Source organism: Halomonas sp. LC1 (genome assembly GCF_030247125.1).
Taxonomy (GTDB): domain Bacteria; phylum Pseudomonadota; class Gammaproteobacteria; order Pseudomonadales; family Halomonadaceae; genus Vreelandella.
Genome location: NZ_JASSPG010000002.1, coordinates 541,339 through 553,476 on the forward strand (window position 1 = coordinate 541,339; position 12,138 = coordinate 553,476).

The 12,138-nt window shown below is 58.5% G+C and carries 9 protein-coding genes; 6 read left to right on the forward strand and 3 right to left on the reverse strand.

Annotation, left to right across the window (positions count from 1 at the left end; genetic code table 11):
* Positions 1-105 precede the first annotated feature (105 nt).
* Together QIT27_RS05405 and QIT27_RS05410 are read right to left on the reverse strand one after the other, a co-directional pair.
* Entirely contained in the window at positions 106-1,674 is a 1,569-nt protein-coding gene (locus QIT27_RS05405; protein WP_159342772.1) for a carbon-nitrogen hydrolase family protein, read from the reverse strand.
* A gap of 43 nt (positions 1,675-1,717) precedes the next feature.
* Complete coding sequence (locus tag QIT27_RS05410) at positions 1,718-2,635, reverse strand: DMT family transporter (protein WP_159342771.1); 918 nt, start codon at positions 2,633-2,635, stop codon at positions 1,718-1,720.
* A 214-nt stretch (positions 2,636-2,849) separates the two neighbouring features.
* Here QIT27_RS05410 and QIT27_RS05415 point away from each other — a divergent pair, with 214 nt between their 5' ends.
* From QIT27_RS05415 to QIT27_RS05435, 5 genes are all read left to right on the forward strand, one after another.
* Positions 2,850-4,871: an NADPH-dependent 2,4-dienoyl-CoA reductase gene (locus tag QIT27_RS05415; protein WP_285263132.1), complete on the forward strand. Its 2,022-nt coding sequence runs from the start codon at positions 2,850-2,852 to the stop codon at positions 4,869-4,871.
* A gap of 140 nt (positions 4,872-5,011) precedes the next feature.
* Positions 5,012-6,070: a threonine aldolase family protein gene (locus QIT27_RS05420; RefSeq protein ID WP_285263133.1), complete on the forward strand. Its 1,059-nt coding sequence runs from the start codon at positions 5,012-5,014 to the stop codon at positions 6,068-6,070.
* 259 nt (positions 6,071-6,329) lie between these two features.
* The gene (locus tag QIT27_RS05425) at positions 6,330-8,252 is read left to right on the forward strand and encodes a PrkA family serine protein kinase (protein ID WP_159342768.1); all 1,923 of its coding nucleotides are present in this window, start codon (positions 6,330-6,332) and stop codon (positions 8,250-8,252) included.
* 71 nt (positions 8,253-8,323) lie between these two features.
* Positions 8,324-9,613, forward strand: a complete 1,290-nt coding sequence (locus QIT27_RS05430) for a YeaH/YhbH family protein (protein ID WP_285263134.1) — start codon at positions 8,324-8,326, stop codon at positions 9,611-9,613.
* A gap of 20 nt (positions 9,614-9,633) precedes the next feature.
* Complete coding sequence (locus QIT27_RS05435; RefSeq protein ID WP_159342766.1) at positions 9,634-11,196, forward strand: SpoVR family protein; 1,563 nt, start codon at positions 9,634-9,636, stop codon at positions 11,194-11,196.
* An 84-nt stretch (positions 11,197-11,280) separates the two neighbouring features.
* Here QIT27_RS05435 and QIT27_RS05440 read toward each other — a convergent pair whose 3' ends face one another.
* On the reverse strand, positions 11,281-11,595 hold the full coding sequence (locus QIT27_RS05440) for a high-potential iron-sulfur protein (protein ID WP_159342765.1): 315 nt from the start codon (positions 11,593-11,595) through the stop codon (positions 11,281-11,283).
* 252 nt (positions 11,596-11,847) lie between these two features.
* Here QIT27_RS05440 and QIT27_RS05445 point away from each other — a divergent pair, with 252 nt between their 5' ends.
* On the forward strand, positions 11,848-12,123 hold the full coding sequence (locus tag QIT27_RS05445) for an Lrp/AsnC family transcriptional regulator (protein ID WP_044628486.1): 276 nt from the start codon (positions 11,848-11,850) through the stop codon (positions 12,121-12,123).
* The last annotated feature ends 15 nt before the right edge of the window (positions 12,124-12,138 follow it).

Consider the following 12,138-nt stretch of genomic DNA (forward strand, 5'->3'; position numbering starts at 1 on the left):
GAATGGAGAGGTGTGAATAGGAAGTTGTGAATAGCGAGTTGTGAATGGCAAAACGCCGCCCGGTGGGCGGCGTTTTTTATGCGCAGTGATGTCGGTCGACTGTCTTTAATCTTCCTGCTTACTGCCAGATTTCCACGACCAATCGCGCCAGCGCAGATCGAAGAGATCCTTCCGGCGGTCTTTCAGGTTGGTGACCGAGCCTTCGGCACGTACAACGGTGAGGCGGGTGAGGTCCAAGTCGGAGAAGAAAATCATCTCCGTGTTGGGCGTGGTTTCAGCCAGTACCGCGTCGTGGGGGAACGCGAAGTCGGACGGCGTGAACACCGCCGATTGGGCGTACTGAATGTCCAGGTTCTCGATGGAAGGCAGATTGCCGACGCTGCCACAAATGACCACGTAGCACTCGTTTTCGATGGCGCGGGCCTGTGCACAGTGGCGCACGCGCAGGTAGCCGTTTTTGGTGTCGACCCAGAACGGTACGAAGAGAATATCCATATCCTGGTCGGCCAGCAGGCGGCCCAGCTCCGGGAATTCCACGTCGTAACAGATCAAAATGCCCACGCGACCTGCGTCGGTGTCGAAGACCTGCAGATTGTCGCCCCCTTCGATCACCCAGTCGCGGCGCTCTTGCGGGGTGATATGAAGCTTGAGCTGCTTCTCGACCTCGCCATCCCGGTGGAACAGGTAGGCCACGTTGTAAAGACGGTCATCGTCACCCACCTCAATCATCGAACCGCCGATGATGTTGATGTTATAAGAAACCGCCATGCGTGACAGTTCGCTCTTGAAACGATCGGTAAAGCCCGCCAAAAAGCGAATCGCCGCCATTTGGTCTTTCTGGGCAGCACGATCTTGGAGGCCCATCAGCGGCGTGGTGAACAGCTCCGGGAAGACGGCGAAGTCACTCTGGTAATCCGACAGCGCATCGACGAAGTACTCGATCTGCTGCAGTGCCGCTTCCACGGAAGCGAATTCACGCATTTGCCACTGCACCGCCCCCACGCGCACCTGCGTTGGGCGAGTGTCCAGCACGTTTTCAGCGGGCTCGAACAGGATGTTGTTCCATTCCAGCAGCGTGGCGTAGCCACGGGACTGCTCATCTTCCGGCAGGTACTTGCGCAGCAGGCGCTTGACCTGGAAATCGTTGGCGAGCTGGAACGACAGAATCGGGTCATAGATCTCTTTGCGAGAGACTTTGTCGATGTACTGTGCAGGCGTCAGCTCGGCGGCGTGCTGGTGATACTCGGGAATACGCCCGCCTGCCAAAATGGCGCGCAGATTGAGCGAGCGGCACAGCTCTTTACGCGCTTCGTACAGGCGGCGGCCCAGGCGGTAGCCGCGGTAGTCCGGGTGAATCAGAACATCCAGCCCGTACATGGCATCGCCGTCCTGATCGTTCAGGATGATTTCACGATGGCCGATCAGATCGTCGTACTTATGCGGGTTGGAGAACTCGTCGTAATCCACCTGCACGGTGAGGGCCACACCGACCAGCACGCCGTCATCCTCGATGGCAATCTGACCTTCAGGAAACTCCTGGATCAGCTTGTCGATGGTGTGCTTCGGCCAAGCGCCACCAATGTCGTGATACACCGCGTCCATGAGCGATTTCAACTGGCCGTAGTCGTCGCTGGCAAGGTTACGCAGGTTAAGGTGCAGTTCTTCTAGGGACATAGTTCAGGGGTTCCCAGTCGTCGAATGAAGTTGGCCTATTGTATCACTGCTGAGCGCTGCGCGTTTTATGAGGGGCGGCGGCACGTACCAACGGGCGTGTCAGCGTTTGTGCCATGATCACCCCGGCAAGAATTAACAGCCCACCCATGAAGTGGAATCCCGATACCTGTTCACCCAGTAGCGCCATGGCAATCAGCGCACTAAACAGTGGCATGAGGTTGATGAAGATACTCGATTGGTTGGCGCCGATTTGACGTACCGCACGCATCCATAAAAACGTCGTGATGACCGAGGCGGGAATGCCTGCGTAAAGGATCAACCACACGTTTTGCCCATCCACCGGCGTCATGGGGCCCATCACGTAGGGCGGTAATAAAAACAGGACGGCAAAGCAGACCTGCGCATAGAGCATGACCCAAGGAGGCAGGTTCATCGCCCAGCGCTTGAGCATGACACCGTATAGCGCGTAGCAGGTGGCGGCGACCACCATCAGCGCGTCGCCTTGAGCCACCTCCAACTGCAGCAGTGAGAGCGGGTTGCCGCGGCCAAGCAGCACGGTGACGCCGATAAAGGCGAGCACGCCGCCTACGACACCGCCCAGCGTGGGGGGTTCCTTGAGAATCAAAGCGCTGAGCAGCACCGTTAGCAGTGGCACCATGGCGGCCAAAATGCCCATGTTGGTGGCGGTGGTGGTCTCTGCCGCCACGTAGGCGAGGCCTTGCCACAATCCCATGCCCAGCAAGCCCAGTAGTGCCAGCTTCGGCCAGTTACGCTGTATCTCCTGGCGATGGCGCAGAGCGGCGGGTAGCACGAAGGGGGTCATGACCAGCAGCGCCAGCAGCCAGCGCAAAAAGGCGATGCTGCTAGGGGCAATCGCACCCACGGTCAGTTGGTTGATGGTCATGTTACCCGACCAGATCAGCACCGTGGCCAGCGGCGGTAAAAAGTAAATCAATGGCATAGCACGTTCCCTTAAAACAGTCCCTTATCGTTAGCCGGTTAATGTGACGCGCTTTGCCGCGATGAGCAAGGGGAAGGCGTTGGGCAAACCGCTGAGCTATACCAAAGAGCAGCCCCGCGGGGCGGCTAAAAGGCTGTACGTCGAACTCGCTATGTCATACGCTTGTTTGAATACGAATGGCTAGCCGTTTCAATAACATTAAAGGAGCGCCGTGATGCACCCAGCGCCAGCTTATCCGCATCTGTTTCGTCCGCTGACCGTCGGCCACTTGACGCTGCCCAACCGCGTCTTGATGGGGTCCATGCACACCAATCTGGAAGAAGCGCCGAACGGCTTCGAGCGCTTGGCGGCGTTCTATGCAGAGCGGGCGCGTGCAGGGGTAAGCTTGATCGTCACGGGCGGCATTGCGCCGAACCCCGAAGGGGCGGTCTTTCAGGGCGCCAACGCGCTGACGGATGTGTCGCAGGTCGCGGCGCATCGCCAAGTGGTCGAAGCGGTTCACGCCGAAGGTGGCCATTTGTGCATGCAGATTTTACATGCTGGGCGCTACGCCTACTCCCCTGAGCTGGTGGCCCCCTCGGCGCTGCAAGCCCCCATCAACCCGTTCACCCCCCGAGCGCTCTCCAGTGAAGAGGTAGAGCAGCAGATTGCCGACTATGTTCGCTGCGCTACGCTCGCCCAGCAGGCGGGCTACGACGGCGTTGAGGTGATGGGCTCGGAAGGCTATTTGATCAACCAGTTTATTTGCCGCCGCACCAACCAGCGTGACGACGACTGGGGTGGCGATTTCGAGCGGCGTATGCGCTTCCCGGTTGAGATCGTCAAGCGTATTCGTCAGGCCGTTGGCGAACGTTTCCTACTGATCTTCCGCCTGTCGATGATCGATTTGGTGGAAGAGGGCAGCTCCTGGGACGAGGTCGTACAGCTGGGCCAGGCCATTGAAGCCGCTGGCGCGAACGTCATCAATACCGGCATTGGCTGGCACGAGGCGCGGGTGCCCACCATTGTCACCAGCGTGCCACGGGCGGCGTTTACCGAGGTCAGCCGACGCATGCGCACGGCGCTGTCGATTCCGCTGATCACCACCAACCGCATCAATATGCCGGAGGTGGCCGAGCGGGTACTGGCAGACGGCCATGCGGATATGGTGTCGATGGCGCGTCCGTTTTTGGCGGACCCGGAGTGGGTGCGTAAAGCCGAGGCCGGCTTGTCGGAGGAAATTAATACCTGCATCGCCTGCAACCAAGCCTGCCTAGATCACACCTTCATGGGCAAGCTGACCTCGTGCTTGGTCAACCCTCGTGCCTGCCACGAAACCGAGATTTCCCTGGCACCGGCGCAAACGCCCAAGCGGGTGGCGGTCGTTGGCGGCGGCCCGGCGGGGTTGGCCACGGCGGTGGCAGCGGCCAGCCGTGGGCACGCCGTGGTGCTTTTCGAGCGTCGCGCCGAGCTGGGTGGGCAGTTCAATTATGCCCGTAAAATTCCGGGCAAAGAGGAGTTCAATGAAACCCTGCGCTACTTCCGAGTGATGCTGAAGAAACATGCCGTCGATGTGCGGCTGAATACCGACGCCACCGCAGAGGCGTTGGCCGATTTCGATGAGATCGTGATGGCCACGGGGGTCGTGCCCCGTGAGTTGACGCTACCCGGCGCTAACCACCCCAGCGTGCTGAGCTACGCCGATGCCATCGAGCAGCCTGAGCGGGTGGGCAAGCGCGTGGCGGTGATCGGCGCGGGAGGCATTGGTTTCGATGTCTCTGAGTTGCTTTCCCATGAGGGGCACTCCGCCATGGAGGTGGCCGCATGGTGCGATGAGTGGGGCGTGGATTTGGCAGTGGGCGAGCGGGGCGGTTTGAAAGCACCGCAGCCGCCGCGTTCACCGCGCAGTATCGTGATGCTGCAGCGGAAAAGCTCTAAGCCGGGCAAACACCTGGGCAAGACCACGGGCTGGGTACACCGCGCCTCGCTCAAGCAGCGCGGCGTAGAAACACTGACTGGCTGCGAGTACGTACGTATCGATGATGCCGGTTTGCACATTCGCCGCGACGGACAAGAGCAGGTGATCGAGGTGGACACCATCGTGGTATGCGCGGGACAAGAGTCCGTGCGTGACCTGATGACCCCGCTGCAACAGGTGGGCGGGCGCGTGCATGTGATTGGTGGCGCTGCGGAAGCGGCCGAACTGGATGCCAAGCGCGCCATCGATCAAGGCACACGGTTGGCGGCGTCGCTGTAACGCTCATTGGGGGCGTGACGTTGACGGCAAAATGGCGATAGACTGATGAATCACCCTAACCACTAAGCCACGTTAGGGATTTAAGGCGCGGGTGGCACCCAGCCTGCGCCGCACGACCGCCAGACAAAAGGATTATCGTCATGCCCTCGGAGTGTACCCCACGATTTTTAGCCAGTGATAACACCTCCGGTATCTGCCCGGAGGCAATGCAGTACTTACTCGAAGCCAATCAGGCGGACGATCTCGCCTATGGTAACGATCGCTGGACCGCCCGCGCCGCCGACCGTTTTCGGGAAATGTTCGACTACGACTGCGACGTGTTTTTCGTGTTCAACGGCACTGCAGCCAATTCACTGGCGCTCTCGGCGATGGGGCGCAGCTACCACAGCGTGATTTGTCATGAGCTGGCGCATATCGAAACCGACGAGTGCGGCGGCCCTGAGTTCTTCTCGAACGGCGCGAAGCTGCTGACCTCCCCGGGGGCGAATGGCAAGCTGACCCCCAAAGGGATCGAAGCGCTGGTCACCAAGCGCAGCGACATTCACTATCCGAAACCGAAAGTCGTCTCGCTCACCCAGGCCACCGAAGTCGGCACCGTTTACTCCCGTGAGGAGCTGTTGGCCATTCGCGCCATGGCGGACAAGCATGATTTGCGTCTGCACATGGACGGAGCGCGGTTTGCCAACGCCTGCGCCAGTTTGAACGCTTCGCCTGCCGAGTTGACTTGGCAGGTAGGGGTCGATGCCCTGTGCTTCTCGGGCACCAAAAACGGCTTGGCGTTTGGCGAGGCGATCCTATTCTTCAATCGCGAGCTGGCGGAAGACTTCTCCTACCGCTGCAAGCAGGCGGGGCAGTTGGCGTCGAAAATGCGCTATGTCTCTGCGCCGTGGCTGGGGTTGTTGGAGAGCGGTGCGTGGCTGACCAACGCCGAACATGCCAACGCCATGGCACGCTATCTATCAGAGGGGCTGCAGGCGCTGCCGGGTGTCTCGCTGATGTTCCCCACCCAGGCGAACAGCGTGTTCGTTGAATTGCCGCCTCACGCCATCGAAGCGTTGAAAGCCAAAGGGTGGACGTTTTACACCTTCATCGGCGCTGGCGGAGCGCGTTTTGTGTGCGCGTGGAACACCACCGTTGAATTACTCGACCAGCTATTGGCCGACGTCAAAGAGGTGCTGGAGCAGTCCCCCGCTGCCTAGCTCGATGCGGCTCTTGGACCGCCTGCACGCCACCGCTGCGGTGGCGTGTTGCGTTGTAGTGCTCTGTAGAATTCAACGCAACTAAAGCTCTCCTCCGATGCTCATAGGTTTATCTCAGCGGTCAGATGCGCTGCGTTGAAGGTGATGTCATCACTTTTTGCTAATGCTGACTACGCTGATAGAGCGACACCTCAAATAGCACGCCGCCTGGGGTATTGGCTTGGCGGTCGCGCTGGGGGATGGGCCACAGGAGAGTTCCATGAGCATCTTTGATCACGTTCAAGACCGATTTGCCCGCGTTCAGCAAGAGGACATGAGCCTTGAGGAGTACTTGGCGCTTTGTCGCCGCGACCCTAAGGTGTATGCCAGCGCCGCCGAGCGCATGCTGGAAGCGATAGGCGAGCCTGAAGTGATCGACACGGCGAAAGACCCGCGTCTATCACGCATTTTTTCGAACAAGGTGATTCGCCGCTATCCTGCCTTCGCCGAGTTTCATGGCATGGAAGAGGCCATCGAACAGATCGTGGCTTATTTCCGCCACGCGGCCCAGGGGCTCGAAGAGCGCAAGCAGATTCTTTACTTGCTGGGTCCGGTCGGCGGCGGTAAGTCGTCGTTGGCCGAACGCCTGAAGCTATTGATGGAGCGCATTCCTTTCTATGCCATCAAAGGCTCGCCGGTCTATGAATCGCCCCTTGGGCTCTTCTCACCGGAAGAGGATGGCGAGCTGCTGGAACAAGAGTACGGCATTCCTGCACGCTATCTGCGCAGCGTCATGTCGCCTTGGGCCGCCAAACGCCTAAAAGAGTACGGCGGCGATATTTCCCAGTTCCGCGTGGTGCGGCTCTATCCGTCACGGCTGAATCAAATTGCCATCTCCAAAACCGAGCCGGGGGACGAGAACAATCAGGATATCTCGTCGCTGGTCGGTAAGGTGGATATTCGTCAGTTGGAGCTTTACTCCCAAGACGACCCGGATGCCTACAGTTTCTCAGGCGGGCTTTGTCGCGCCAACCAGGGGCTGATGGAGTTTGTGGAGATGTTCAAGGCACCCATCAAGGTACTCCACCCGCTGCTGACCGCCACCCAAGAGGGCAACTACAACCCCACGGAAGGCATGGGCGCGATTCCTTTCGATGGCGTGATTCTGGCCCACTCCAACGAATCGGAATGGCAGGCGTTTCGTAATAACCGCAACAACGAGGCTTTCCTGGACCGCGTCTACATCGTCAAGGTGCCTTACTGCCTGCGGGTGTCGGAAGAGATCAAGATCTATCAAAAGCTGCTGGAAGACTCCTCCCTCAACGCAGCGCCCTGCGCGCCGGATACGCTGCGTATGCTGGCGCAGTTCTCGGTGCTGTCGCGGCTCAAGGTGCCGGAGAACTCCAGCATCTATTCCAAGATGCGGGTATATGACGGGGAGAATTTGAAAGACACCGACCCGCGCGCCAAATCGATCCAGGAGTACCGCGATGCGGCAGGCGTAGACGAGGGCATGCAGGGCCTCTCGACCCGCTTTGCCTTCAAAATTCTCTCCAAGGTGTTCAACTTCGATAGTACCGAAGTCGCGGCCAACCCGGTGCATCTGCTGTACGTGTTGGAACAGGCGTTGGAGCGCGAGCAGCTGCCGTCCGAAGTATTCGAGCGCTACCTGGGCTTCATCAAGGAGTTTTTGGCCCCGCGTTACGTGGACTTCATCGGCAAAGAGATTCAGACCGCGTATCTCGAGTCTTACAGCGAGTACGGTCAGAACATCTTCGACCGTTATGTGACCTATGCCGACTTCTGGATTCAAGACCAGGAGTACCGTGACCCTGAAACCGGCGAGCTGCTCAACCGCCAATCGCTGAACGAGGAACTCGAGAAGATCGAGAAACCGGCGGGTATCTCCAACCCGAAAGATTTCCGCCATGAGGTCGTGAACTTCGTGTTGCGGGCGCGGGCGCAAAACAACGGTATGAACCCTAGCTGGCAGTCGTATGAGAAGCTGAAAGGCGTCATCGAACACAAAATGTTTGCCAACACCGAAGAGCTGTTGCCGGTGATCTCGTTCAACGCCAAAGCGTCGAAGTCGGATCAAAAAAAGCACGAGGATTTCGTGGCGCGCATGGTGGACCGTGGCTATACCGAAAAACAGGTGCGGCTGCTCTCCGAATGGTACCTGCGCGTGCGTAAGTCTCAGTAGCGGGCCGCTGTCGGCCCGCACACAAGAGCGCCAAGAGTCGGCGCTCAAGATCGAGGTGTTGAGGAGGTCGAATGACCTACTTTATTGATCGCAGACCTAACGCTAAGCACAAGAGCGCGGTCAATCGGCAGCGCTTCTTGGAGCGTTATCGCAAGCACATCAAGCGCTCGGTGGAGGAGGCGGTCAACCGCCGCTCCATCACCGACATGGAGCGTGGCGAGAAAATTTCGATTCCTGCCAAGGACATTTCAGAGCCCGTGTTTCAGCACGGGCCGGGCGGGGCGCGTAATATCGTCTCGCCGGGTAATAAGGAGTTTCTGGAGGGGGATAAGATTCGTCGCCCGGCGGGCCAGGGGGGCGGCAATGGAGCGGGCGAGGGCGGCGCCTCCAACCAGGGGGAAGGAAACGACGAGTTTGCCTTCACCCTCAGCCGTGAAGAGTTCTTGGAGTTTGTGTTCGACGGCTTGGAGCTGCCCCATTTGCAGCGCAAGCCGCTAAAGTCGCTGGAAGAGGTCAAAATGGTGCGGGCAGGCCTTGCGCGAGATGGCGTGCCCTCGCGCATTAGCATTACCCGCTCGATGCGCGAAGCCTATGCACGGCGTATCGCCATGCGCGCGCCCATCAAACGTGCTTTGAAAGAGGCGCAAGAGGCGCTAGCGGCCGAGGAGCGCAAAGACCCGGTGCTGCGTAACCCGGCGCGTATCGTGGAGCTCAAAGCCGAGATCGAGCGGCTGGAGAAGCGCATCGACGCCATTCCCTTCATCGATACCTACGACCTGCGCTACCACCAGTTGGCTGCTCAGCCACAGCCGTCGAGCCAGGCAGTGATGTTCTGCGTGATGGACGTGTCGGGCTCCATGACACAGAACCATAAAGACATCGCCAAGCGTTTCTTTTTACTGCTCTATCTTTTTTTGGAGAAGCACTACGAGAAGGTGGAGTTGGTGTTCGTGCGCCACCATACCGCCGCCAGGGAGGTGAACGAGGAGGAGTTCTTCTACTCTCGCGAAACCGGCGGCACCATCGTGTCCAGCGCACTGAATCTGGTCAATAAAATCATCGAAAAACGCTACCCCGCTGGGCAGTGGAATTTGTATGTGGCGCAGGCATCCGATGGCGACAACTGGGACGACGACTCCAACATCTGCCGTGATCTGCTGGTAAAGCAGTTGATGCCCCAGCTGCAGTATTACGCCTACGTGGAGATTACCCCGCACGATCATCAGTCGTTGTGGCACGAGTACGAAACCGTGGCAGCACAGTTTCCCGAGCGGTTTGCGATGCGCCAGATCGTCGATGCGGGAGATATCTACCCCGTTTTTCGTGAGCTATTCAAGCGCCGCTTGAGTCAAGAGCGCTAGTGCGAGTCGAGGAGGGCGCCATGAGTGTAACCCGCAAGCCCATCGCCACTGGGTCGGACTGGAATTTCAGCGTGCTGGAGCGCTTCGACGAGGAACTCGCCAGGCTCGCCGATGAGTACCGGCTGGATACCTATCCCAATCAGATCGAAGTCATCACTACCGAGCAGATGATGGATGCTTACGCCAGCGTCGGCATGCCGGTGGGATATCACCACTGGTCGTTCGGGAAGCAGTTTCTTGCCGTGGAGCAGGCCTATAAACGGGGACAAATGGGGCTGGCCTATGAGCTGGTAATCAACTCCAACCCCTGCATTGCCTACTTGATGGAGGAGAATACTTTGATGATGCAGGTGCTGGTCATTGCCCACGCCTGCTACGGTCATAACTCCTTCTTCAAGGGCAACTACTTATTCCGCACTTGGACCGATGCGGAGTCCATCGTCGATTACCTGGTATTCGCCCGCAAATATATCGCGCAGTGTGAAGAGCGCCACGGCGTGCACGCCGTCGAGCAACTGCTGGATGCCTGTCATGCGCTACAAAACTACGGGGTAGACCGCTACAAGCGGCCATCACCCATCTCGGCGGAGGAGGAGGCCAAACGCCAAGACGAGCGCGAGGCGTACCTGCAAACCCAGGTCAACATGCTGTGGCGAACGATCCCTGAGCCGCCGGCTGGCATGGCACCGTTGCCGGGTAGCTTGCACAGCGACGACGACCCGTTGGGACTGCATACGGGCGGTCGCTACCCCTCAGAGCCCCAGGAGAACCTGCTCTACTTCATCGAAAAGAATGCTCCACTGTTGGCCCCTTGGCAGCGCGAGATCGTACGTATCGTACGTAAGCTGGCGCAGTACTTCTACCCGCAGCGGCAAACCCAGGTCATGAACGAGGGGTGGGCATGTTTTTGGCATTACACGTTGATGAACCGGCTATACGATGAAGGCAAGGTGGATGAAGGGTTGATGCTGGAGTTCTTGCAGTCCCACGCGGCGGTCATCAACCAGCCGGGTTTCGATAGCCCCTATTACAGCGGGCTGAACCCTTACGCTTTGGGTTTTGCCATCTTCATGGACATTAAGCGGATATGTGACGCGCCGACGGCGGAAGATCGTGAGTGGTTCCCCGACATAGCGGGCAGCCCCTGGCGAGACACCCTGGAGTTCGCGATGCGCAACTTCAAGGATGAGTCTTTCATTCAGCAGTTTCTCTCCCCCAAAGTCATTCGCGACCTAAAGCTCTTTTTGATCGTCGATGATGATCAGTCCGAGACGCTGGAAGTCGCCGCGATACATGACGATCGGGGCTACAAGCGTGTTCGGGAGGCGCTCTCCAGCCAATACGCGCTCTCCGTTCGCGAGCCCAATATTCAGGTGGTGGAAGCCGCCATCCGAGGAGATCGCTCGCTGACGCTGCACCATATTCAAGACAATCGCCGCCCTTTGGGCCGAAGCGTATACCCGGTGATTCGCCATTTACAGCAGCTGTGGGGGTTCCCCGTACACTTGGTGTCCATGGAGGAGGGAAAAGTGACACGACGCTACCACTGGCCGGTAGAAGAGGAGAGCAAAGAGGCGAGTTGATGGCGAACGTGTTTTATATGTCTTCAAACGTCATCACCCCGCGCAAGGCGCGGGGTGAGTCGTTCTAATCGCTGGCACAGCGTATTACGCTTTGGCGGTCCAGGATTGGCACCAACCTTCCGGGGCGACACTGTTTTCGGGGAACAGCTGGCAGCCTTGCGTATCGGTATTGAAGAACATGCAGTTAGAGCAGAGTTCGCCCTCTTCGTAAGCAGGGTGATCGCTGGCTTCGCTGGCCACTTCAACGTAGTTGAGCGCCTGGGCGGTAGGTGAGGAGGGATCCAAACGCGGGAGTTCCTGGGCAAAAGCAGTCTTCGACAGGATTCCAGCACCAAACGGCAGGGCGGCGAGGCCTAGCACGCTGTTACGCATGAACTTACGACGGCTCTGATTAGCCATGGTGTCTCCTTATCGTCACGGTCTGACGTTTTGCTACGGTGATCGGGTGGTGGTCCACCTCTTAATACTCCGACAAGTCTTATAAATCGGAGGTCTAAGGTACATGCTAGCGCATGCTCAAAATTAGTGCGAATAACCTTATAAATAGCGCGACAATTAGCCACGCAGGTGAGCAGCGCTTGGCCCTACCCCGCAGGCTGCTATACTCGCCCCGTAGCCTGATATCCACCTTTCATGAGCAACGAGGGCGCCATGCAGAACGCAGTGATCTTGATCAATACCGAAAAAGGCCAGGTAAAAGCAGTGGCCGAGCGTCTAGCCGATGTAGAGGGGATCAGTGAGGTCTACTCTACCTGTGGTCGTTACGACTTAGTCGCCATTGCCCGCACCCGTGACTTCGAGAGCTTGGCAGAACTGGTCACCGAGCGTCTCAATGCGGTAGAGGGGATCAGCGATACTGAAACGTTGAACGCCATGCAGGTGCACTCTCGTCACGATCTGGAAACCATGTTTTCACTCGGCTGGTAACCCTCGCTATCGCGG